This window comes from Streptomyces sp. CGMCC 4.7035, assembly GCF_031583065.1.
GTDB lineage: Bacteria > Actinomycetota > Actinomycetes > Streptomycetales > Streptomycetaceae > Streptomyces > Streptomyces yaanensis.
The window spans coordinates 7158326-7181316 of the sequence record NZ_CP134053.1 but is presented as its reverse complement, the minus strand read 5'-3'; the positions used below and the strand labels follow the sequence as shown (position 1 = coordinate 7181316).

The following is a 22991-nucleotide window of genomic DNA, read 5'->3' as shown; positions in this document are numbered from 1 at the left end:
TGAAACCACGAACAACCCCGCTGTAGTCACAGCAGCGGTCGGGTTGTCTGTTTCATAGTGTTTCGGTGGCCATAGCGTGAGGGAAACGCCCGGTTACATTCCGAACCCGGAAGCTAAGCCTTACAGCGCCGATGGTACTGCAGGGGGGACCCTGTGGGAGAGTAGGACGCCGCCGAACAAATATTGAGAAAACCCCGCACCTCACGGTGCGGGGTTTTCTGCGTTTATGGGTTCAGTTTATGGGGTTCATGAGGGATGCGCCTTTCCCCCCACATGAGCACCCATGAACCACCATGAAGAACCACCATGAACCGCGAACTCAGAGACGACCCGCCGCCTTCAGCGCCAGATACGCGTCCGCCAGCGCCGGCGCGAGATCGTCCGGTGTCGCGTCCACGACCGTGACGCCATGGCGACGTAGCTGTTCAGCCGTGCGGTCGCGTTCCGTCTGCGCCTGGGCCGCCGCCGCTGCTTCATACACGGCGTCCGGGTTGCCGCGAGCTGTCGCCATGCGGGCGATGTGCGGGTCCGCCACCGAGGCGAGCAGCACCGTATGGCGCTGGGTGAGGCGTGGGAGTACCGGAAGGAGACCTTCTTCGACGGGGGTGGTGTCGAGGGTGGTCAGCAGGACGATCAAGGAACGGCGCGGGGCCGTGCGGAGTGCGGTCGCCGTGAGGCCCCGGGCGTCCGTTTCGATGAGTTCCGGTTCCAATGTGGCCATCGCGTTGACCAGCGACGGCAGCACCTCGCGGGCGGCACGGCCCTGGACCAGGGCGCGGACCCGGCGGTCGTAGGCGAGCAGGTCCACGCGGTCGCCCGCCCGGGAGGCCAGGGCGGCCAGCAGGAGCGCCGCGTCCATGGAGGCGTCCAGGCGCGGTGCGTCGCCGACGCGTCCGGCGGAGGTGCGGCCCGTATCGAGGACCAGGAGGATGTGGCGGTCGCGTTCGGGGCGCCAGGTGCGTACCGCCACTGTGTTCTGGCGTGCTGTCGCCCGCCAGTCGATGGAGCGGGTGTCGTCCCCGGGAACGTACTCGCGCAGGCTGTCGAACTCCGTTCCCTCACCGCGGGTCAACACGCTGGTGCGGCCGTCCAGTTCGCGAAGGCGAGCCAGTTTGGAGGGCAGGTGCTTGCGGCTGGTGAACGGAGGCAGGACCCGTACCGTCCACGGGACCTTGTGTGTGCTCTGGCGGGAGAAGAGACCGAGTGGACCGTACGAGCGGATCGTGACGCGGTCCGCCTGGCGGTCGCCTCGGCGGGTGGGGCGCAGACGTGTTGTCAGACGGCGGCGCTCGCCCGGAGGGACCGTCAGACGGTGTCGGGACGCGGCTACTTCGGTGCCGGGCTGCCAACTGCTGGGCGGCCAGGCGTCGCGCAGGTGGGCGCGCAGGGGGCGGTTGGAGGGGTTGGTGACGGTGAGCGTCACATCGGCTGTTTCGCCCAGGCGTACAGAGGTGTCGCCGGAACGGGTCAGGCCCAGGCGGCGTACGGGTGCGGCCAGCGCGAAGTCGCAGGCGCATGCCAGGGCGAGGGGGCCGTTGACGGCGAGAATGCCCGTCCAGCTCGGTTCCCAGATGCCGACCGGGAGGCTGCCGAGTGCCGCCAGGAGGGCGGCTCGTCCGGTGAGTGCCATCAGCGGGGGACGGGGACGTGGGCGAGGATCGCGTTGATGACCGAGTCGGCGGTCACGCCCTCCATCTCCGCCTCCGGGCGGAGCTGGACACGGTGACGGAGCGTCGGGAGAGCCAGGGCCTTCACGTCGTCGGGGATGACGTAGTCACGGCCCGTCAGCCAGGCCCAGGCCCGGGAGGTCGCGAGCAGGGCCGTGGCCCCACGGGGCGACACGCCGAGGGTGAGGGACGGGGATTCGCGGGTGGCGCGGCAGATGTCCACGACGTAGCCGGTGATCTCGGGCGAGACGGTCGTCTTGGCGACGGCGGCACGTGCGGCTTCCAGGTCAGCCGGGCCTGCCACGGGGCGTACGCCGGCGGCGCGCAGGTCGCGGGGGTTGAAGCCCTCGGCGTGGCGGGTGAGGACGTCGATCTCGTCCTGGCGAGAGGGGAGAGGGATCGTCAGTTTGAGGAGAAAGCGGTCCAGTTGGGCTTCGGGGAGGGGATAGGTGCCCTCGTACTCGACCGGGTTCTGCGTCGCGGCGACCAGGAACGGCTCGGGGAGCGGGCGCGGGGTGCCGTCCACCGTGACCTGGCGCTCCTCCATTGCTTCGAGGAGGGAGGACTGGGTCTTGGGCGGGGTGCGGTTGATCTCGTCCGCGAGGAGGAGGTTGGTGAAGACCGGGCCGGGCTGGAAGGAGAACTCGGCGGTGCGGGTGTCGTAGACGAGGGAGCCGGTGACATCGCTGGGCATCAGGTCCGGCGTGAACTGGACGCGCTTGGTGTCGAGTTCGAGCGCGGATGCGAGCGCGCGGACGAGCAGGGTTTTGGCGACGCCGGGGACTCCTTCCAACAGGACGTGCCCACGGCACAGGAGGGCGACGACGAGGCCGGTCACTGCGGGGTCCTGGCCGACCACGGCTTTGGCGATCTCGGCGCGCAGGGCCTCCAGGGAGGTACGGGCGGCGCCCGGGTCCCCAGTGTTCCCGGCGTTGTCAGTGGTCGGGTCCATCATGGACGGCGTACCTCTCTTTCGAGGGCGTCGAGTTGGTCGGCGAGGGCGATCAGGGCCGCGTCGTCGCCGGGCGGCGGGCCGAAGAGGAGGGTGTGCAGGGTCTGTCCGTCGCCGTGGAGGTGGGTGGACAGCGCGGGGAGCAGAGCTTCGGGCGAGTGCGCCTGAGTGACGGGGACGCCTACGAGGGGGGCGAGGCGAGTGCGGGTGGTGGAGCGCAGGGCGGTGGCCGCGCGGTCGCGGGCCGTGGCTTTGCGGTAGAGGCGGGCGCGGCCTTCGACGGTCTCGGAGGCACGGATCGCGACGGGGAGTTTTTCGGGTACGAGGGGGCCCAGTCGGCGTGCGCGCCACAGGGCGGTCAGGGCTGCGGCGATGAAGAGCTGCAGCGTGCCCCAGAGCCAGCCGGAGGGAAGCAGGTCCAGGAAGCTCTTCCTGCCCGAGTCGGTGGCCGAGGTGTCGGAGAGCGAGGGGAGGTACCAGACCAAGTGGGTGCGGGAACCGAGCAGTTGGAGGGCGAGCGAGGCGTTGCCCTGCTTGTCGAGGCGGTCGTTGTAGAGGATGTCGGGCGCGCCGAGTACGACGGTGTCGCCGTTCCCGGAGGCGGCCGGGAGGCGCACCAGGGTGGGCAGGCCGTCGCTGGGGTAGCACGTGTCGGCGTGGGCGTCGCTCGTGACGTAGCGGACGCCGCCCGTGTCGGCGCTGCCCGCTCGTCGGGCGGCGGGCATGGCGCAGTCGGGGTCCAGGGTCGAGTCGAAACTGATGGCGGGGTCGGCCGAGACTCCGGGGGCGAGGGTGGCGACCGATGTCTCGGGGGTGACCAGGACCGTCCGGCCGCCGGAGTGCTGCGTCGCCTGGTGCACCACTTTCTGTTGACGGTTCGTCAGCAGGTCGGGTACGGCGATCAGGAGTGTGGTGTCGGGGCCGACGGCGCCTCGCGCCTCGTCCAGGGTGGTGACCACGCGGGTGGACACGCCGTGGTCGGCAAGGAGTTCGGCGACGGCGCGGCTGCCGTAGGGGTCGACGGAGCGCGGGTCGAGGCGGCCGTGCTGGGTGTCGGAGCGGAGCACGGCGATCGTGATGGCGCCGATCAGGAGGAGGACGACGGCGAGCAGGACACCGCGCGCGCGGGTCCACACCTGGCGTGCGGTGGGCGAGGCCGAGGTGGACGGAAGCGTGGCCTCGGCGGTCATCCGGCGGCTCCCTGGTCGGCGTTGTGGGCCGTGCTGCGGGCGCTGTTCGTGAGCTGGGGCTTGGCGCGCTCCAGGTCGTCGTCGAGGGCGGCGAGCCGGCGGTATGTTCCTTCGCCGGCGCTCCGGCCGCCGTATGTGACGTCGTCGAAGTCCCGGGCGGCGGCGCGCAGTCGGTCCGCGTGGTCGGGGAGCGTGCGGCCGGCCTCGGAGGCCGCTTCGTCGGCGGTGCGGCCGGGGCGTACGTCGAGGAGTGCGCGTTCCTCCAGGGAGCGGACGACGGCACGCATGCGTTCCTGGACGGCCTGGTTCCAGTGGCCCTGGGCGGCGTGCGCCTCGGCGGTCGCGCGGTGTTCGGCGGCGCTGCGGGGGCGGTCGTCGAAGAGCGTCGCGGACGAGGTGGGCATGCGGCGTGGGGTGCCCAGGCGCCACCACAGGGCGCCGACGATCGCCAGCACGGCCAGCACGATGACGAGGAGGCCGACCGAGCCGCCGGGCGTCGCGGTCGAGGCGGCGCCGAAGAGCCGGTCGACCCAGTCCCAGAACGCGTTCAGGGCGCGCTGCAGCAGGCCTGGGTCGTTCTCGTGGTACATGCGCTTGGACAGTTCCCGCCGGGCCGCTTCCCGCGCGGGGTCGCGCGGGATGGTGATCGGCGGTTCGTCGTCCGAGCGCCACAGCACCGGTACGACTCTCAGAACTCCCCCCGTCAGGCTCACGGCATCAGCTCCGCGGGGTGGTGCCGGGGGCCTCGGAGCCGTAGCCCTGGACGCCGGCGGCGCGGGCCAGGTCGAGGTCGAGGGCCTCGCGGCGGATGCGCTGGTCGATGTAGAGCAGCACGGTCACACCGGCGGTGATCGGGAAGGTGAGCGTGCGCCCGATCACCGCACCGATCCCGCTGACGATGAGGAACGTCCAGCCGAGGCTGCCGGTGCTGCCGTTGACGAGGCTGCTGAGGCCGTCCCCGCTGAGCGCCCCGGCGAGGAAAGCGAAGGGGACCACGATGATCGACGACACGATGCCGGCGATGATCTGGGCGAGCAGCTGAATGCCGAAGACCCGCCACCACGAGCCGCGCACCAGCTTCGCGGAGCGGCTCATCGACTTGCGGATGCTCTGCTTCTCCAGCATCAGCGCGGGCGAGGCGAGCGAGAAGCGGATCACGATCCATGCAGCGACCACGCCGGCACCGAGGCCGCCGAGGACGGCCAGCGCCACGCCGGCGCCGACCGAGCCGGCCAGAGCCACGGCGATGCCGGGCAGAGTGCCCGCGGCGATGATCACGAAGGCCAGGAGTGGCAGCAGGAGCGTGAGACCGATCAGCCTCAGCAACTGCGGGCGGGCATCGCGCCAGGCCTCGCCGGTGGTGACCGACTTGCCGAGGACTGCCCGGCTGGTGACGTTCGTGAGCAGCGCCGTCGCGGCGATGGTGCCCAGCAGGGCGACCACGAAGACGACACCGGAACTCAGCATCGTGTCGCCCAGGGCACGACTGACCTCGTCGAGGGAGGCGCTGGGGTCGCTGAGGGTGTCCGTGGTGGCGCTGTCGTCCAGGACGAGCCCCTGGAGCAGGACGACGATGATCTCCGTGACGACCGAGACGGTCAGCGAGATGCCGAGGACCGTGCGCCAGTACGTGCGCATGGTGGAGACCGCGCCGTCGAGGATCTCGCCGACGCCGAGCGGGCGCAGCGGGATCACGCCGGGCTTGGCGGCGGGGGGCGGGCCCCAGTTGCCGCCCCAGCCCGGCTGGCCGCCGTAGCCCCGGTTGGGGCCACCGCCCCAGCCGTTGTAGCCGCCGCCCGGGCCGCCGTAGCCGCCGGGACCTGCGGGAGGGCGGCCGCCCCAGCCCGGGCCGGGCGGAGGTGGTGGCGGGGCCTGGCCGGGGCCCTGAGGGTGAGGAGCGGTCCACTGCCCGGACGGGGGCTGCTCCTTGGACCACTTCGTCGGCGGCTGCGGCTGATCGGTGCCGGCCTGGTCCGAGGGCTGTTCCGGGGGCTGCGGGCCGGTGGAGTCCGGCTGCTGCCCGTTGGAGGGGGCAGATCCGGGCGAGGCCCAGCCCGGAGTGTCGTTCATCGTCGCTCCTTCACGGTGCCCGTCCGCGGTCGCGGCGGCGAGTTGGGAGCCATCGTGCCACGCTGTGCCCGCCGAGGGACCGGGGGTTGTACTGGCTGCACACCTTCAATTGTCCGCCAGGTACGGGGCAGACTGACCGCATGGCTGATCAGTACGCGCAATCCGGCGAGCACAACCGGTCGGCAGGGATGTCCGCGATCCGCTGGGACGAGCCGCCCGAAGGCCCCGTACTCGCCCTTCTCGACCAGAGGAGGCTGCCGGCCGAGGAGGTCGAGCTCGTGTGTACGGACGCGCCCGCGCTGGTGGACGCGATCCGCACCCTGGCGGTGCGCGGGGCGCCACTGCTCGGGATCGCCGGGGCGTACGGCGTCGCGCTCGCCGCCGCACGCGGCTTCGACGTGGACGAGGCCGCCGCCGCGCTGGAGGCTGCCCGGCCCACCGCGGTGAACCTCGCCGTCGGCGTGCGCAGGGCCCTGGCCGCGTACCGGGCCGCGCTCGCCGGCGGTGGCGATCCGCGGCAGGCCGCCGAGGCGGCGCTCAGCGCGGCACGGGCCCTGCACCGGGAGGACGCCGAGGCCAGCGCGCGGATGGCGCGGCACGGACTCGCACTGCTGGACGAACTGCTGCCGGGCGGCGGCCACCGGGTGCTCACGCACTGCAACACGGGCGCGCTGGTCTCCGGCGGGGAAGGTACGGCGTTCGCGGTGGCCCTGGCGGCGCACCGGGCGGGGCGGCTGCGGCGGCTGTGGGTGGACGAGACGCGGCCGTTGCTGCAAGGTGCTCGTTTGACGGCGTACGAGGCGGCCCGCAACGGGATGGCGTACACCTTGCTCACGGACAATGCGGCGGGTTCGCTGTTCGCGTCCGGTGAGGTGGATGCGGTATTGATCGGGGCGGACCGGATCGCGGCCGACGGTTCGGTGGCGAACAAGGTGGGGAGCTATCCGCTCGCGGTGCTGGCCAGGTACCACCACGTGCCGTTCATCGTGGTGGCCCCGGTGACGACGGTGGATCCGGACACGCCTGACGGCGCGTCCATAGAAGTGGAGCAGCGCGCCGGGCATGAGGTGACGGAGGTCACAGCACCTCGGGTACCGGTGGCGGGAGCGGAAGCGGGGGGCGGGATACCGGTGGCACCTCTGGGGACCCAGGCGTACAACCCGGCGTTCGACGTGACGCCGCCGGAACTGGTGACGGCGATCGTCACCGAGGAGGGGGCCGTGTCGCCCGTGACCGCCGAGGCCCTCGCCGCGCTGTGTGACAGGTCACGCCAGGTAACGATTTAGTTAATGGGATGATGTCGTTTATGAAGGGACGAGTCCTTGTCGTCGACGACGACACCGCACTGGCCGAGATGCTCGGCATCGTGCTGCGTGGTGAAGGTTTTGAGCCGTCTTTCGTAGCCGACGGTGACAAGGCGCTGGCCGCCTTCCGTGAGACCAAGCCCGATCTGGTGCTGCTCGACCTGATGCTGCCCGGACGGGACGGCATCGAGGTGTGCCGCCTGATCAGGGCGGAGTCCGGCGTGCCGATCGTGATGCTCACCGCCAAGAGCGACACCGTGGACGTGGTGGTCGGCCTGGAGTCGGGCGCGGACGACTACATCGTGAAGCCGTTCAAGCCGAAGGAGCTCGTGGCCCGCATCCGGGCGCGGCTGCGGAGGTCGGAGGAGCCGGCACCGGAGCAGCTCGCCATAGGTGACCTCGTCATCGACGTGGCCGGTCACTCCGTGAAGCGGGACGGGCAGTCGATCGCGCTGACGCCGCTGGAGTTCGACCTGCTGGTGGCGCTGGCGCGCAAGCCGTGGCAGGTGTTCACCCGCGAGGTCCTGCTGGAGCAGGTCTGGGGCTACCGCCACGCGGCGGACACCCGCCTCGTCAACGTCCATGTCCAGCGGCTGCGCTCCAAGGTCGAGAAGGACCCGGAGCGGCCGGAGATCGTGGTGACCGTCCGTGGCGTCGGGTACAAGGCAGGACCGAGCTGACATGACCCGGGACAGTGCCGCTTCGGCGCCCGGTGGTCCGGGAACCCGTCCGGGGCGGTCTGTCGGACGGGGGACGACGGGCTCCCGGTGGGAACGGTTCTTCGAGGGCGGGCTGCTCCAGGGCGGAGTCCAGGGCAGCCCGGTCCTCAGGCTTCTCATGCGCTGGATCCGTCGTCCGCTGCTGCCCGTGATGCGGCTGTGGCGGCGCAACATCCAGCTCAAGATCGTCGTCACGACCCTGCTCATGTCGCTCGGTGTGGTGCTGCTGCTGGGTTTCGTCGTCATCGGCCAGGTACGCAACGGTCTGCTGGACGCCAAGGTGAAGGCGTCGCAGAGCCAGGCCGTCGGCGGCTTCACGGGCGCCGGGCAGAAGGCCGACAGCGCGGCCAGCGCGGGCGGCGGGGACGACAACTCGGGCACGGGCAACAACCCCGTGCAGAATGTCAGCGGGTGGATGGGCGACCTCGTCGAGTCGCTCTCCAGCGGTGGCCAGGGCGCCTTCGACGTGGTCACGCTCAGCACCACCGCCGCGGACAACGACAACCGGGGCCTCGGGCCGCGCGCGTCGGGCGGTGTGGACCCGAGCCAGAGCGTGCCGGAAAGCCTGCGCAAGCGCGTCGACGGCGGCATGGGTGTGGCCCAGAGCTATACCCGCATCGTCTACACCGACAGCAGTCGCGAGAGGCAGCCCGCGCTCATCATCGGCAAGCAGATCAACGACCCGAACGGGCACCCGTACCAGCTGTACTACCTCTTCCCGCTCACCCAGGAGGAGAAGTCACTCAGCCTGGTGAAGGGGACGCTGGCGACCGCCGGGCTCTTCGTCGTCGTGCTTCTCGGGGCCATCGCCTGGCTCGTGGTGCGCCAGGTCGTCACACCCGTACGGATGGCCGCCGGTATTGCCGAACGGCTGTCCGCCGGGCGGCTTCAGGAACGGATGAAGGTCACCGGCGAGGACGACATCGCGCGTCTGGGCGAGGCCTTCAACAAGATGGCGCAGAACCTCCAGCTGAAGATCCAGCAGCTGGAAGACCTGTCGCGGATGCAGCGGCGGTTCGTGTCCGACGTGTCGCACGAGCTGCGCACGCCGCTGACGACCGTGCGGATGGCCGCCGATGTCATCCACGACGCGCGCGTGGACTTCGACCCGGTGACCGCGCGGTCGGCTGAGCTGCTGGCCGATCAGCTGGACCGGTTCGAGACGCTGCTCGCCGACCTGCTGGAGATCAGCCGCTTCGACGCGGGCGCGGCGGCGCTGGAGGCCGAACCGATCGACCTGCGTGAGGTCGTACGGCGGGTGGTCAGCGGCGCCGAGCCGCTCGCCGACCGCAAGGGCACACGGATACGTGTCGTCGGCGACCAGCAGCCCGTCGTGGCCGAGGCGGACGCCCGGCGCGTGGAGCGGGTGCTGCGCAACCTCGTCGTCAACGCCGTGGAGCACGGCGAGGGCAAGGACGTGGTGGTCAGGCTCGCTTCGGCGGGCGGCGCGGTCGCGATCGCCGTGCGCGACTACGGTGTGGGGCTCAAGCCCGGCGAGGCCACCCGGGTGTTCAGCCGCTTCTGGCGGGCGGACCCGGCCCGCGCACGTACCACCGGTGGTACGGGCCTGGGGCTGTCCATCGCCCTGGAGGACGCGCGGCTGCACGGCGGCTGGCTGCAGGCGTGGGGCGAGCCGGGTGGCGGTTCGCAGTTCCGGCTGACGCTGCCGCGGACCGCGGACGAGCCGCTGCGGGGCTCGCCGATACCGCTGGAGCCCAAGGACTCACGGCGCAATCGCGGACTCAACGACGCGGGTCTGCCGCAGGACGGGTCCGGAAAGCTCGCCACGGTGCCGGCGCAGTCCTCGAGCGAACGCGCCTCCATCGCGCCGCGGCTGGCCACGGTGACGCCCACGGCCGACCCGACCGCGCTGCCCGGCAACGGCGCGCGTGTGGTGCCGCGGCCTGTCGGTGCCGTCCGGCGGCAGAACGACAGCACACAGGAGCCGTCGCAGGGCGGCGGGCCCGCCGAGCGCGAGCAAGGGGAGGCATCGGGTGGGCGCTGAGGGGGGCGGCCGTCGCCGCTCGCTGCGCATCGGGGCGTACGTCGGCTGTGGTGCCGTACTGCTGGCCGGGTGCGCCTCGATGCCGGACAGCGGGGGGCTGAGCGGAGTCGAGTCCACGCCACGGCAGGATGCGCAGGTCCGTGTCTTCGCGATGCCGCCGCGTGAGAACGCGGGGCCCGCGGAGATCGTGCAGGGCTTCTTGGAGGCGCTGACCAGCGACGACCCGCAGTACGAGATCGCGCGCGAATATCTGACCGACAGTGCCTCGCGCCGGTGGAACCCGGACGAGTCCACGACTGTGCTGTCCGAGGGGCCGAACGCCGTTCCCGAGCCTGTCCGGAACCGGGAAGCGGGCGAGGACTACGCGTACACGCTGACCGGCAGCAGGCTCGCGGTGGTGGATGCGCAGCACGCGTACGCCCCGGACTCGGGGACGTACCGGAGGACGGTGCACCTCACGCAGGAGAAGAAGACCAACCAGTGGCGCATCGACTCGCTGCCGCCGGGCGTGGTCATGGGCAAGTCCGACTTCCAGCGCAACTATGTGTCGGTCAACAAGTTCTACTACGCCTCCAAGGCGCCCGCCGCTGCGAACGGACAGCTGAGCACCGTCGCCGACCCGGTGTACGTGCGCAGCAAGGTGGATCCGGTGACGTCGATGGTCCGGGCGCTGCTGAGGGGCCCCACGCGCTGGCTGGACCCGGTGGCGACGTCCAGCTTCCCCTCGGGCACGGCGCTCAGGAAGGGCGTCACCTCGCTGTCTCCCGACGACCAGAACAAGCTGACGGTGCCGCTCAACGAGAAGGCCGACAAGGTCGGGCAGACGCAGTGCACCAGGATGGCGGCGCAGCTGCTGTTCACGCTCCAGGACCTGACGCCCACCGGCGTGAGCGAGGTGGAGCTGGAGCGCTCGAACGGCAGCCAGCTGTGCGAGCTGAACGAGGGCCGCGCCGAGATCATCGCCTCGCACGGCAACGGCAACCGGCCGGAGTACGAGTACTTCATCGACGGCAAGCAGCGGCTGGTGCGCCTGTCCAGCCGCAGTGACTCCACGGAGCCCGATCCGGTGCCGGGCGCGCTGGGCGAAGGGGCCGGCAAGCTGCGGGCGGCGGCCGTCTCGCGTGACGAGGACACCGCGGCCGGGGTGTCGGCCGACGGACGGTACCTGTACGTCGGATCGCTGGCGTCGGGTGCCTCGCTCGGGCAGCCGGTACTGACCAGCCAGGGCGTGTCGACGGACGACCGGCTGACGACGCCGAGCTGGGACGGCGGCGGCGACCTGTGGGTGGCCGATCGCGATCCGAAGCATCCGCGGCTGGTGATGCTGCAGCAGGGCGCGGGCGAGCCGGTGGAGGTCCGCACGCCGGGCCTGGACGGGCGTATCAACGCGGTGCGGGTCGCGGCCGACGGGGTGCGGATCGCGCTGATCGTGGAGAAGGGTGGCAAGACGTCCCTGCAGATCGGGCGCGTGGAGCGGGAGAGCGGTACCGGTGGGCGGCCTGCCGTCTCGATCCTCGAACAGCACTCGGTGACCCCCCAGCTGGAGGAGGTCACGGCCATGTCGTGGGCCGGTGACAGCAGGCTCGTGCTGGTGGGAAGTGAGGCCGGCGGGGTGCAGCAGATGCGGTACGTGCAGGTCGACGGCTCCACCCCGGCGGGCAATCCGCCGGCTTCGCTCACGGGAGCGAAGCAGATCGCGGCGTCCGAGGACGAGCGGCTGCCGCTGGTGGCGTACTCGGAGGACGGGATCGTGCGGCTGTCGGCCGGGGCGCAGTGGCAGAAGGTGGTCAAGGGGACGGCCCCCGTCTACCCAGGGTGAACTGTGTCGGGGCCATCGGGGGCCAGCGGGGCCATCGGGGCTCCCTTGGGCGACGGGGCTCGCTGGCAGGCGTGTGCGGGTGAGCCCGTGCGACCCGCCCCGGCCCCGGTCCGCGTGTGCCTGCAACCCGCCCGGGCCCCGTGGTCCGCGGGCGTCCATCGGTTGTCCACAGGCGGTTGTCCACAGGGCTGGCAGGCCGTTGCGGGTGTTGGCACAGTGGTGGGCATGCGGCGGTGGTGGCAGGACCTCACCGATCTCGTGCTGCCGGCCGAGTGCGGAGGCTGCGGGAGGCCGCGCACGGTGCTCTGCCCGGAGTGCCGCGCGGCACTCCACAGCACCGCACCGCGCCGGGTGCGACCGGTGCCGGAGCCGGTGGGGCTGCCGGTGGTGCACGCGGCGGCTCCGTACGGGGGCGCGGTGCGCGCCACTCTGCTGGCGCACAAGGAGCGTGGCGTTCTGACGCTCGCGGGACCGCTGGGCACGGCGCTGGCGAGGGCCGTACGGGCGGGGCTGGACACGGCCGGATCCGGGACCGCTGCCGGTCGGGTGGTGCCCCTGCTGCTCGTGCCCGTGCCCTCCTCACGCCATGCCGTGCGGGCCAGGGGGCACGATCCGGCACGGCGGATCGCGCTCGCGGCCGCGGGTGAGCTGCGCCGGGCCGGGACCGCGGCCCGGGTGGCGGCCGTGCTGCGGCAGCGGCGGCCCGTGGCCGACCAGTCGGGCCTCAACTCCCGGCAGCGGCTGGCCAATCTCGCGGGCGCGCTGGACGTGGCCGCAGGGGGCGCCCGGCTGCTGACCGGCGGGCGGGTCGTCCTCGTCGACGACCTGATGACGACGGGCGCCTCGCTGACGGAGGCGGCCCGAGCGGTACGGGCGGCGTTCGGGGACGCTGAGATGGCGGACACGGAGGTGTATGCGCGCGCGACAGGGGAAGCAAGGGGGGAACAGAGAGAATTGGAGAGGACGGCACCGGCGCACGGGCCCCGGTCGTCGCACGGAATGGCCGCCGGGAACGGCGTGGGAGACGGGATCTGCGCGGCGGTGGTCGCCGCCTCACCGGATTCTTTTGAAAAGAACCGGAACTGACTGAGAACTTCCATCGTTGCAGGTAATGAGCAGGTCAATTCGCCTGAACGGAGGTACGCGGCAGTAGAGGGTGACGACATCCGGCCGGGCGAGATATGTTCAGTTGTGAGGGAAAGGCGCAGGCCATCCCCCGCATATCCGAATGCCTTGCTGCGGGTTTTCTGCAATCACCCGCAGTGGTGGGGTGGAGATCTCGCCCACGGGGGAGGAGGAGGTGGAAGTCACCACGTCCGTGGTTCCGGGACTCGCCGGAACCTGGTGCACAAGGGAGATGCTCCGCCAGGGATGCGGAGCGATCCGGGAACGGAGTTCTGCGTGGACATCGTCGTCAAGGGCCGCAAGACCGAGGTGCCCGAGCGGTTCCGGAAGCACGTGGCCGAGAAGCTGAAGCTGGACAAGATCCAGAAGCTCGATGGCAAGGTGATCAGCCTCGACGTCGAGGTGTCCAAGGAGCCCAACCCCCGACAGGCCGACCGTTCCGACCGAGTGGAGATCACGCTCCGCTCCCGCGGGCCGGTGATCCGGGCGGAGGCAGCGGCCAGTGATCCGTACGCGGCACTCGACCTGGCGGCGGAGAAGCTGGAGGCCCGGCTGCGCAAGCAGCACGACAAGCGCCACACGCGCCGGGGGGTCCGCAGGCTCACGGCAGCCGAGGTGCCCGACCACGTCCCCGGCGCCGCGACGCTCAACGGCAACGGCAGCGTCGTGTCGGAGGAGGAGCCGGAGGGCGTGCCGACCAAGAAGATCGGATCGCTCGAGGTGAAGGGTGAAGGCCCCCTCGTCGTCCGAGAGAAGACCCACGTCGCGTCCCCGATGTCGCTCGACCAGGCGCTCTACGAAATGGAGCTGGTCGGGCACGACTTCTATCTGTTCGTCGACTCCGAGACCAAGCAACCCAGCGTCGTCTACCGGCGGCACGCCTACGACTACGGCGTCATCCACCTCAGCACGGACCAGATGGTGGCTCAGGCGCAGTCGGCCGACGCAGGCGGAGCGCTCGGTGGCTGACCCTGCCGTGTGACGACCGTACCGGTGCCCCTGGTGAGCCCGTGCGCCCCCAGGGGCACCGGTGTGCGACCAGTTCGCTCCGCGCTCTGTCACCTGACTGTCGTCCAGGCATGAAATCATGGCCGCAACGGCTCAACCGTTGGGTCGTTGCCTTGGGTTGGCGATGGCACGGGACCACAGGCCACAGCCTTCAGGGGGAGGAACGATGGCGGACAGCTTCGGACCGATGCGCGACGGGGGCGCCGACGACGGCGTCGTCGGCATGGGCCCGGAAGCGGGCTCTCCACGCAAGGAACCCATCCGGGTCCTCGTCGTGGACGACCACGCCCTCTTCCGGCGCGGCCTGGAGATCGTGCTGGCGGCCGAGGAGGACATCCAGGTCGTCGGTGAGGCGGGGGACGGTGCGGAGGCGGTCGACAAGGCGGCCGATCTGCTGCCCGACATCGTGCTGATGGACGTACGGATGCCCAAGCGGGGCGGGATCGAGGCATGCACCTCCATCAAGGAGGTGGCGCCCAGCGCGAAGATCATCATGCTGACGATCAGCGACGAAGAGGCCGATCTCTACGACGCGATCAAGGCCGGCGCGACGGGCTATCTCCTCAAGGAGATCTCCACGGACGAGGTGGCCACGGCCATTCGGGCGGTCGCCGACGGGCAGTCGCAGATCAGCCCCTCCATGGCGTCGAAACTTCTCACCGAGTTCAAGTCGATGATCCAGCGGACGGACGAGCGCCGGCTGGTTCCGGCGCCGCGGCTCACCGACCGGGAGCTGGAGGTCCTCAAGCTGGTGGCCACCGGAATGAACAACCGGGACATCGCCAAGGAGCTGTTCATCTCCGAGAACACCGTGAAGAACCATGTGCGCAACATCCTGGAGAAGCTGCAGCTGCACTCCAGGATGGAGGCCGTGGTCTATGCGATGCGGGAAAAGATCCTGGAGATCCGTTAGCCCAGGGTGCGGGCCAGTTCCCGGAGGAGGGGCTCGCGCAGGGCCGGTGCGTCGACCCGCTCCACGCGTACGTTCGTGCAGTCCACCCAGGTAGCCGCCTCCAGCAGGGCCTGTGCCACCGCCGGGACCGCCCTGGGCTCGTCCAGCGTGACCTGCTTGGCGACCAGTGTGCGGCCCTCACGAGCGGGGTCCACGCGGCCCACCAGCCGGCCGCCGGCGAGGACCGGCATCGCGAAGTAGCCGTACACCCGCTTCGGCTTGGGGACGTACGCCTCCAGGCGGTGCGTGAACCCGAAGATCCGTTCCGTGCGCGCCCGCTCCCAGATCAGGGAGTCGAACGGCGACAGGAGCGTCGTACGGTGGCGGCCGCGCGGCGGGGTCTCCAGGGCCGCCGGGTCCGCCCAGGCCGGCTTGCCCCAGCCCTCCACCGTCACCGGGACCAGGCCCGAGTCCGCGATCACGGCGTCGACCTGCTCGCCCTTGAGCCGGTGATAGTCCGCGATGTCCGCGCGGGTGCCGACGCCGAGGGACTGGCCGGCGAGGCGGACGAGACGGCGCAGGCACTCCGCGTCGTCCAGCTCGTCATGGAGGAGGGCCTCCGGGACGGCGCGCTCGGCGAGGTCGTACACCCGCTTCCAGCCGCGGCGCTCGACGCACACCACCTCGCCGTACATCAGCGCGCGCTCCACCGCGACCTTTGTGCCGGACCAGTCCCACCACTCGCTGGTCTTCTTCGCGCCGCCCAAGTCCGTGGCCGTGAGGGGGCCTTCGGCGCGCAGCTGCTTGACGACCTGGTCGTAGACGCCGTCCGGGAGCGCGTGGTGCCAGTGCGGGCGGGAGCGGTAGGCGCGGCGGCGGAAGGCGAAGTGGGGCCACTCCTCGATGGGCAGGATGCAGGCGGCGTGGGACCAGTACTCGAACGCGTGGGGCCGGGCAGCGGAGGTACCGCCCGCCGACGGCGTCCAGTACGCCGTGTCGACCGTCTTGCGGCCTATCGCGCCGAGGCGGGCGTACGGGATGAGTTCGTGGGAGCGGGCGAGGACCGAGATGGTGTCGAGCTGGACCGCGCCCAGATGGCGGAGGACGCCGCGGACGCCTGCCTTGCGGTTGGGGGCGCCGAGGAAGCCCTGGGCGCGCAGGGCGATGCGACGGGCGTCGTCGGCGGACAGTTCGGTGGTGGGGCGCGGGAGGCTCGGCATGGGGGACACCGTAGGGGGCGGGACTGACAATGCGGGGTGAGCAGGTCCTGTGACCATGGCGACAGGCCGCGGCTACGACGGCCGCGAGGGTGCCGGCAGATACGGTGCCGCCGACGGCAGGCCCAGGTCCGACGGCAGGAGCGAACCCACCCAGCAGTCCCGCCGAACCCCCTTGTTGTTGATCGCGGAGCGCAGGGTGCCCTCGACGGTGAAGCCCGCGCGTTCCGCGACCGCCCGGGAGCCCGCGTTGCCCACCTCCGCGCGCCACTCCACCCGGTCGATGGACAGACGGGTGAAGGCCCAGCGCGACACGGCGAGCGTCGCCTCGGTGGTGTAGCCGTTGCCCCGGTGTTGCTTCGCCGTCCAGAAACCCACCTCGGCGACGCCCAGCGAGCGCATCGTCAGGCCGAGCATGCCCACCAGCTCTCCGGAGGGGAGGAAGAAGCCGAACGTGAACATCGAGGCGTCCGCCCAGCCGTCGGGCACGATCTGGGCGACGAACGCCTCCGCGTGCTCGCGCAGATACGGCGACGGGACCGTGGTCCAGCGCTGGATGTCGGGATCCTGGGCGGCTTCGTACACCGCGTCGGTGTCCTGGGGGCCCACGGTGCGCAGCAGGAGGCGTTCGGTGGTCAGGGTGACGGGGTCCATCGCCCGATTCTGCTCGGGCTCCCGCCGCGACGCCATGACTTTTCCCGTCGGGTCACCGTCATGCCCTCGTCCGCACCTCGCCACGCCGACATCCCATAACGCTCACCACTGTGTCAGAGCCCCGTTACTTTTCGTGGCACGGACACGGCACCTTCCGCAACGCCCGTCCGTTGTCCTAGTGGCTGTCACCGGCAGACCTCCCGGCGCAGTGGGGTCCTCGCTTACGATGGCCGTTGCTCAATCTGTCATACATAACCGACCGTCCCAGGCCCGACCGGCAAGGAGACAAACCCCCGTGTCCGTCCTCTCGAAGATCATGCGTGCAGGCGAAGGCAAGATCCTGCGCAAGCTGCACCGCATCGCGGACCAGGTCAACTCCATCGAAGAGGACTTCATCGACCTCTCCGACGCCGAGCTGCGGGCCCTCACCGATGAGTACAAGAAGCGGTACGCAGACGGCGAGAGCCTCGACGACCTGCTGCCCGAGGCCTTCGCCACCGTGCGCGAGGCCGCCAAGCGCGTCCTCGGCCAGCGGCACTACGACGTGCAGCTGATGGGTGGCGCCGCGCTCCACCTCGGCTATGTCGCCGAGATGAAGACCGGTGAGGGCAAGACGCTCGTCGGCACCCTGCCCGCTTATCTGAACGCCCTGTCCGGAGACGGCGTCCACATCGTCACGGTCAACGACTACCTGGCCGAGCGCGACTCCGAGATGATGGGCCGCGTCCACAGGTTCCTCGGCCTGAGCGTCGGCTGCATCCTCGCCAACATGACTCCGGCCCAGCGCCGCGAGCAGTACGCGTGCGACATCACCTACGGCACGAACAACGAGTTCGGCTTCGACTACCTGCGCGACAACATGGCGTGGTCGCAGGACGAACTGGTCCAGCGCGGTCACAACTTCGCGGTCGTCGACGAGGTCGACTCCATCCTGGTCGACGAGGCCCGTACGCCGCTGATCATCTCCGGCCCGGCCGACCAGGCCACCAAGTGGTACGGCGACTTCGCCAAGCTGGTCACGCGGCTGAAGAAGGGCGAGGCGGGCAACCCCCTCAAGGGCATCGAGGAGACTGGCGACTACGACGTCGACGAGAAGAAGCGCACGGTCGCCATCCACGAGTCCGGCGTCAGCAAGGTCGAGGACTGGCTGGGCATCGACAACCTGTACGAGTCGGTGAACACCCCGCTGGTGGGCTACCTGAACAACGCGATCAAGGCCAAGGAGCTCTTCAAGCGCGACAAGGACTACGTCGTCATCGACGGCGAGGTCATGATCGTCGACGAGCACACGGGCCGTATCCTCGCGGGCCGCCGCTACAACGAGGGCATGCACCAGGCGATCGAGGCGAAGGAAGGGGTGGACATCAAGGACGAGAACCAGACGCTCGCCACGATCACCCTGCAGAACTTCTTCCGCCTCTACAACAAGCTCTCCGGCATGACCGGTACGGCGATGACCGAGGCCGCCGAGTTCCACCAGATCTACAAGCTCGGTGTGGTCCCGATCCCGACGAACAAGCCGATGATCCGTAAGGACCAGTCGGACCTGATCTACCGCACCGAGGTCGCGAAGTTCGAGGCGGTCGTCGACGACATCGCCGAGAAGCACGAGAAGGGCCAGCCGATCCTCGTCGGCACCACGTCGGTCGAGAAGTCGGAGTACCTGTCCCAGCAGCTGAGCAAGCGCGGTATCCAGCACGAGGTGCTGAACGCGAAGCAGCACGACCGCGAGGCCACGATCGTCGCCCAGGCCGGCCGCAAGGGCGCGGTGACGGTGGCCACCAACATGGCCGGCCGTGGTACGGACATCAAGCTCGGCGGCAACCCCGAGGACCTCGCCGAGGCCGAGCTGCGCCAGCGCGGGCTCGACCCCGAGGAGCACATCGAGGAGTGGGCCCAGGCCCTGCCCGCCGCCCTGGAGAAGGCCGAGCAGGCCGTCAAGGCCGAGAAGGACGAGGTCGAGTCCCTCGGCGGCCTCTACGTGCTGGGCACCGAGCGGCACGAGTCGCGCCGCATCGACAACCAGCTGCGCGGTCGTTCCGGCCGTCAGGGCGACCCCGGCGAGTCGCGGTTCTACCTCTCCCTGGGCGACGACCTGATGCGTCTGTTCAAGGCGCAGATGGTCGAGCGTGTGATGTCGATGGCGAACGTCCCCGACGACGTGCCGATCGAGAACAAGATGGTCACGCGCGCCATCGCGTCCGCCCAGTCGCAGGTGGAGACGCAGAACTTCGAGACCCGGAAGAACGTCCTCAAGTACGACGAGGTCCTCAACCGGCAGCGCGAGGTCATCTACGGTGAGCGGCGCCGCGTCCTGGAGGGTGAGGACCTGCAGGAGCAGATCCTGCACTTCATGGGTGACACGATCGACGCGTACGTCGCCGCCGAGACCGCCGAGGGCTTCGCCGAGGAGTGGGACCTGGACCGGCTGTGGGGCGCCTTCAAGCAGCTCTACCCGGTGAAGGTCACCGTCGAGGAGCTGGAGGAGGCGGCCGGTGACCGTGCCGGGCTGACCGCCGAGTTCATCGCCGAGTCCGTCAAGGACGACATCCAGGAGCAGTACGAGCAGCGTGAGGCGCAGCTCGGCTCCGAGATCATGCGTGAGCTGGAGCGCCGGGTCGTGCTGTCGGTCCTGGACCGCAAGTGGCGCGAGCACCTCTACGAGATGGACTACCTCCAGGAGGGCATCGGCCTGCGCGCGATGGCGCAGAAGGACCCGCTGGTCGAGTACCAGCGCGAGGGCTTCGACATGTTCACCGCGATGATGGACGGCATCAAGGAGGAGTCCGTCGGCTACCTGTTCAACCTGGAGGTTCAGGTCGAACAGCAGGTCGAGGAGGTCCCCGTCGAGGACGCCAAGCCCTCTCTGGACAAGGAGGAGGCGGTGGCGGCCCAGGCGGCTCGCCCGGAGATCCGTGCCAAGGGGCTCGACGCCCCGCAGCGTCGCGAGCGGCTGCACTTCTCCGCGCCGACCGTGGACGGCGAGGGCGGCATCGTCGAGGGCGACCTCGTCGGCGACGACGAGCCGGTGCGCTCGGAGGCGGACGGCCTCACGCGCGCCGAGCGCCGCAAGCAGGCCAAGGGCGGACGGCGCCGCAAGAAGTAACGACACCTCGGGCGATACAGCCGTGGTGAGGGGCCGGGCACCGGAGGGTGCCCGGCCCTTCGTGTCGGTCGCGTCAGTCGTCGTCCGTCCGTGAGCTGCGCGGGCCGCCCAGCTCCACGGCTGTGCAGCGCCAGCGCTGGTCCGCTCCGCACTCCAGGCGGAACGCCATCGCGCGCAGCTGGTCGCCCGCGCCGATGCGGGCGAAGGCCTCGATGGCGCCGGGGCGCGGGACGTAGTAGCCGATGTCGCGGACGACCGGATCGGCGCCCCGGGTGCGCAGCGGGCCGCGTTCGGCGAGCCGGGCCAGTTCGTCGTAGGCCCGGCCGACGGTGTGGCGGAGCATGCTGTGGACCGGGCGCCGGCCGCTCAGCACGGACACGAGACGGTCGGCGAAGACGTCGGTGGGACGCGGCTGAGGGAGCGCTCGGGCCTGGCTCGGGGCGTCGGCTGCCGCCGTCCGGGAGGCGGCCCGGCCCGGTGGCGTACGGCGGGGCGTGGGGCCCGGGCGGCGGGTGTCGTGGCGGACCGGCGGGCGGCCGCCCGGGTGGCGCCTGACCCCGGTCGGCACGCTGTTCCTGGTCATCACCTTGTTCATGTGGGAATCCCCGTTTCACGGGACCGGTCGATACCGGTCGGTAACTTCTCGGTGGGGATCTTGTACGAGGCGGGGGACCGAGGCCGCAACGAAGCGCGGAGCGCGCCGGAGCGGCCGGACGGTTCACCTATCAGGGTGATGGGCGGGGCGGGAATCGGTGGAGCGGGCGGGGTGAACCGGGTGAACGGCGAGCGTCCCGGTTGACGTCGCGCAAGGGGACGGCCGGGACCCGAAGGGGGACGCCCGCACGTATCCTGGGGTGACTCGCCGGAGGCGCGGGAACGATCTCCGCAGGCCCTTCCACGGGCCGTCCGGCCACCTTTCCCGACTACGAAAGCGGCTTGTCATGCGCGTCTACGTCCCCCTGACCCTCTCCGGTCTCGCCGAGGCGTACAAGACGGGTGAGCTGGCGGCGGGACCGGTCGTCGCGTACGCGGTCACGCCCGCGCTGCGCGAGTGGTACCTCTCCGACGACATCGAGGAACTGGAGTACGCGGCGCTGAGCCGGGCCGCGCTGGCCTCGCTGCGGCTGCTGGCAGCCGATCCGGGCGCACCACGACGCCGGGTCGTCGTGGCCGTCGACGTGCCGGACGGGGCGGCGGCCGTCGATCCCGACCGGGGCCTCGATCCGGCGGCGCTCGGTGAGGTGCGCGTCGCCGGGGCCGTGCCGCTGGCCAAGGCGGCCGCGGTGCATGCCGACGCGGCTGACGCGGAGGCGGACGTGACCGCGGCGACCGACGCGCTGGAGGCGGCGGACGGCGGGGACGACGACGCCCAGTTTGTTGTGGACGGCGCCGAGGACCACGAACTGCTCTGGTATGCGACGCAGGAAATTCCGAATCTGCTGGGACTGGGTACCTGACCTGGGATTTTCCGGCACCTGGGCTCGGGGCACCGATGATTGTCGGTGGGTCCGGGTACGTTTTCTTCCATGGGGACGTACGGAAGCGCGCACATTGTCTGGGACTGGAACGGGACGCTGTTCCACGACAATGACGCGATCATCGGGGCGACGAACGCGGCGTTCGCCGAGCTGGGCCTTGAGCCCATCACGCTGGAGCACTACCGCGCGCTGTACTGCGTGCCGGTGCCGAAGTTCTACGAGCGGCTGATGGGCCGGCTGCCGACGGACGTCGAGTGGGAGGTCATGGACGAGGTCTTCCACCGGTACTACGCGGAGCACCGGGTCCGGTGCGGGCTCACCGAGGGGGCCACGGAGCTGCTCGCGGGATGGCGAGCGGCGGGGCGCAGCCAGTCGCTCCTCAGCATGTACGTGCACGACGAACTCGTCCCGCTGGTCCGGGGTTTCGGGATCGAGTCGCATTTCATACGGGTGGACGGGCGCACCGGCCCGTCCGGCGGCAGCAAGGCCGAGCACATGGTCCGGCACCTGCGCGCCCTCGACGGCGTCGAGCCGGAGCGCACGGTGGTGATCGGTGACGCCGCCGACGACGCGGTCGCCGCCCGGTGCGTCGGAGCGCGGGCCGTTCTGTACACCGGCGGCTCCCACGGCCGCGCCAGCCTGGAGGAGGTCGGCGTGCCGGTGGTGGACTGCCTGGAGGAGGCGGTCGCGGAGGCCGAGCGGCTGGCTGCGTGAACGGGTGCGGCGCCCCTGGGGGCGCCGCAGCGTGGTGGACGTGGGCTCAGGTGACCGGCGCCTTCGCCCGCAGGACCGTCAGGAACTCGCGCATCCAGCCGGAGTGGTCCGGCCAGGCGCGGGAGGAGACCAGGGTGCCGTCGACGACCGCCTCGGCGTCCTGGAAGGTGGCACCGGCCGCCTGCATGTCCTGCTCCAGGGCCGGATAGGCCGTGACACGCCGCCCGCGCAGGGCGTCGACCGCGGCGGTGAGCAGAGGGCCGTGGCAGATCTGAGCGACCGGCTTGTCGGTGTCGAAGAACGACTTGAGGATCTTGCGGAGTTCGGGATCGTTGCGGAGGTACTCCGGGGCGCGCCCGCCGGGGATGACGATGGCGACGTACTCACCAGGGTCGACCTCGGAGAAGGCGAGGTCGGCGGGCCAGGTGTAGCCGGGTTTCTCGGTATAGGTGTCGAAGCCGGGCTCGAAGTCGTGGACGACGAAGCGGAGTGTCTTGCGGGTGGGGGCGGCGATATGAACCTCGTAGCCCTCCTCGCGCAGGCGCTGGTAGGGGTACAGGACCTCCAGTGATTCCGCCGCGTCCCCGGTGACGATCAGGATCTTCTGCGTCATGTTCGCTGTGCTCCCCTCGGTCGTGCGGGCGGCTCCGTCGAGTGCTACTGGCAACGTGCCTTGGCCGAGGGCGCTTGCCAAGGGGGCCCGTACTGCCTCGTACCGCCTCGAACCGCCGCGCACCGCTCGTACAGCCATGGCACTGCTCGTACAGTCATGCTCGCACCGACACCCCTGCACGGCATCGCCCGCTTCGCCCCTGTGCAGAACGTCAAAGTTCGACCCCCTGTTTTGTACACATACGGCTCATGACGTGCCCCCCGCTGGGAGCGATAGCCTTGTGGCGTGATCAGCGCGATACCTCGCGGGGGCGTTGTCGTCCCTGCCCTGCGCCCGGTGAGCACGGACGACATCCGTGACCGGGCGGCGGTCGCTGGTCTTCGCAGGCGAGGCCGGCCGGGAAGGGCGCCGCAGGCGCCCCGCAGGGCAGCCGGGGCGTCCGGGACGCGGGCGGCGCA

At 70.7% G+C, this 22991-nt stretch carries 19 protein-coding genes and 1 rRNA gene; 11 read left to right on the top strand and 9 right to left on the bottom strand.

Annotation, left to right across the window (positions count from 1 at the left end):
- The first annotated feature begins 61 nt into the window (after window positions 1-61).
- A 5S ribosomal RNA gene (gene rrf / locus Q2K21_RS31585) occupies window positions 62-178 on the top strand.
- A 141-nt stretch (window positions 179-319) separates the two neighbouring features.
- Here rrf and Q2K21_RS31580 read toward each other — a convergent pair.
- Genes Q2K21_RS31580 through Q2K21_RS31560 form a run of 5 tightly spaced genes read right to left on the bottom strand, consistent with a single transcriptional unit; the run spans window position 320 to window position 5879 of the window.
- Window positions 320-1630: a DUF58 domain-containing protein gene (locus Q2K21_RS31580; RefSeq protein WP_310777987.1), complete on the bottom strand. Its 1311-nt coding sequence runs from the start codon at window positions 1628-1630 to the stop codon at window positions 320-322.
- Complete coding sequence (locus Q2K21_RS31575; protein ID WP_310781345.1) at window positions 1630-2619, bottom strand: AAA family ATPase; 990 nt, start codon at window positions 2617-2619, stop codon at window positions 1630-1632. The genes Q2K21_RS31580 and Q2K21_RS31575 overlap by 1 nt, the downstream gene beginning before the upstream one ends.
- On the bottom strand, window positions 2619-3809 hold the full coding sequence (locus Q2K21_RS31570) for a DUF4350 domain-containing protein (protein WP_310777984.1): 1191 nt from the start codon (window positions 3807-3809) through the stop codon (window positions 2619-2621). The genes Q2K21_RS31575 and Q2K21_RS31570 overlap by 1 nt, the downstream gene beginning before the upstream one ends.
- Complete coding sequence (locus Q2K21_RS31565) at window positions 3806-4522, bottom strand: DUF4129 domain-containing protein (protein WP_310777982.1); 717 nt, start codon at window positions 4520-4522, stop codon at window positions 3806-3808. The genes Q2K21_RS31570 and Q2K21_RS31565 overlap by 4 nt, the downstream gene beginning before the upstream one ends.
- A 4-nt stretch (window positions 4523-4526) precedes the next feature.
- Window positions 4527-5879: a glycerophosphoryl diester phosphodiesterase membrane domain-containing protein gene (locus Q2K21_RS31560; RefSeq protein ID WP_310777979.1), complete on the bottom strand. Its 1353-nt coding sequence runs from the start codon at window positions 5877-5879 to the stop codon at window positions 4527-4529.
- A 140-nt stretch (window positions 5880-6019) separates the two neighbouring features.
- On the opposite strand from Q2K21_RS31560, the gene mtnA reads away from it, so the two are divergent.
- The 7 genes from mtnA to Q2K21_RS31525 all read left to right on the top strand — a co-directional run bounded on the left by mtnA (window position 6020) and on the right by Q2K21_RS31525 (window position 14772).
- Window positions 6020-7165: an S-methyl-5-thioribose-1-phosphate isomerase gene (gene mtnA, locus Q2K21_RS31555; RefSeq protein ID WP_310777977.1), complete on the top strand. Its 1146-nt coding sequence runs from the start codon at window positions 6020-6022 to the stop codon at window positions 7163-7165.
- Window positions 7166-7173: 8 nt separating this feature from the next.
- The gene (gene mtrA / locus Q2K21_RS31550) at window positions 7174-7863 is read left to right on the top strand and encodes a two-component system response regulator MtrA (protein ID WP_015659998.1); all 690 of its coding nucleotides are present in this window, start codon (window positions 7174-7176) and stop codon (window positions 7861-7863) included.
- 1 nt (window position 7864) lies between these two features.
- The gene (gene mtrB / locus Q2K21_RS31545; RefSeq protein WP_310777971.1) at window positions 7865-9907 is read left to right on the top strand and encodes an MtrAB system histidine kinase MtrB; all 2043 of its coding nucleotides are present in this window, start codon (window positions 7865-7867) and stop codon (window positions 9905-9907) included.
- The gene (locus Q2K21_RS31540) at window positions 9897-11726 is read left to right on the top strand and encodes an LpqB family beta-propeller domain-containing protein (protein WP_310777968.1); all 1830 of its coding nucleotides are present in this window, start codon (window positions 9897-9899) and stop codon (window positions 11724-11726) included. The genes mtrB and Q2K21_RS31540 overlap by 11 nt, the downstream gene beginning before the upstream one ends.
- Before the next feature lie 225 nt (window positions 11727-11951).
- A complete protein-coding gene (locus Q2K21_RS31535) occupies window positions 11952-12812 on the top strand; it encodes a ComF family protein (RefSeq protein ID WP_310777965.1) in 861 nt (286 codons plus the stop codon).
- A gap of 315 nt (window positions 12813-13127) precedes the next feature.
- The gene (gene hpf, locus Q2K21_RS31530; RefSeq protein ID WP_386276775.1) at window positions 13128-13820 is read left to right on the top strand and encodes a ribosome hibernation-promoting factor, HPF/YfiA family; all 693 of its coding nucleotides are present in this window, start codon (window positions 13128-13130) and stop codon (window positions 13818-13820) included.
- 205 nt (window positions 13821-14025) lie between these two features.
- Window positions 14026-14772 carry a response regulator transcription factor gene (locus tag Q2K21_RS31525; protein ID WP_310777960.1) on the top strand — a complete coding sequence of 249 codons (747 nt, stop codon included), beginning with the start codon at window positions 14026-14028 and terminating at the stop codon, window positions 14770-14772.
- Here the strand turns inward: Q2K21_RS31525 and Q2K21_RS31520 are convergent.
- Complete coding sequence (locus Q2K21_RS31520) at window positions 14769-15971, bottom strand: winged helix-turn-helix domain-containing protein (protein ID WP_310777957.1); 1203 nt, start codon at window positions 15969-15971, stop codon at window positions 14769-14771. The genes Q2K21_RS31525 and Q2K21_RS31520 overlap by 4 nt on opposite strands.
- A gap of 72 nt (window positions 15972-16043) precedes the next feature.
- Window positions 16044-16622: a GNAT family N-acetyltransferase gene (locus Q2K21_RS31515; RefSeq protein ID WP_310777953.1), complete on the bottom strand. Its 579-nt coding sequence runs from the start codon at window positions 16620-16622 to the stop codon at window positions 16044-16046.
- Window positions 16623-16917: 295 nt separating this feature from the next.
- Between Q2K21_RS31515 and secA the strand changes: the two genes are divergently transcribed.
- On the top strand, window positions 16918-19728 hold the full coding sequence (secA, locus tag Q2K21_RS31510) for a preprotein translocase subunit SecA (RefSeq protein ID WP_310777950.1): 2811 nt from the start codon (window positions 16918-16920) through the stop codon (window positions 19726-19728).
- A gap of 73 nt (window positions 19729-19801) precedes the next feature.
- On the opposite strand, the gene Q2K21_RS31505 is transcribed toward secA, so the two are convergent.
- Entirely contained in the window at window positions 19802-20323 is a 522-nt protein-coding gene (locus Q2K21_RS31505; protein WP_310777947.1) for an Rv3235 family protein, read from the bottom strand.
- A gap of 346 nt (window positions 20324-20669) precedes the next feature.
- On the opposite strand from Q2K21_RS31505, the gene Q2K21_RS31500 reads away from it, so the two are divergent.
- Window positions 20670-21185, top strand: a complete 516-nt coding sequence (locus tag Q2K21_RS31500) for a DUF6912 family protein (RefSeq protein WP_310777943.1) — start codon at window positions 20670-20672, stop codon at window positions 21183-21185.
- A gap of 69 nt (window positions 21186-21254) precedes the next feature.
- A complete protein-coding gene (locus Q2K21_RS31495; RefSeq protein ID WP_310777940.1) occupies window positions 21255-21920 on the top strand; it encodes an HAD family hydrolase in 666 nt (221 codons plus the stop codon).
- Between the two features lie 46 nt (window positions 21921-21966).
- Here Q2K21_RS31495 and Q2K21_RS31490 read toward each other — a convergent pair whose 3' ends face one another.
- A complete protein-coding gene (locus Q2K21_RS31490) occupies window positions 21967-22533 on the bottom strand; it encodes a DJ-1/PfpI family protein (protein WP_310777938.1) in 567 nt (188 codons plus the stop codon).
- Window positions 22534-22991 lie beyond the last annotated feature (458 nt).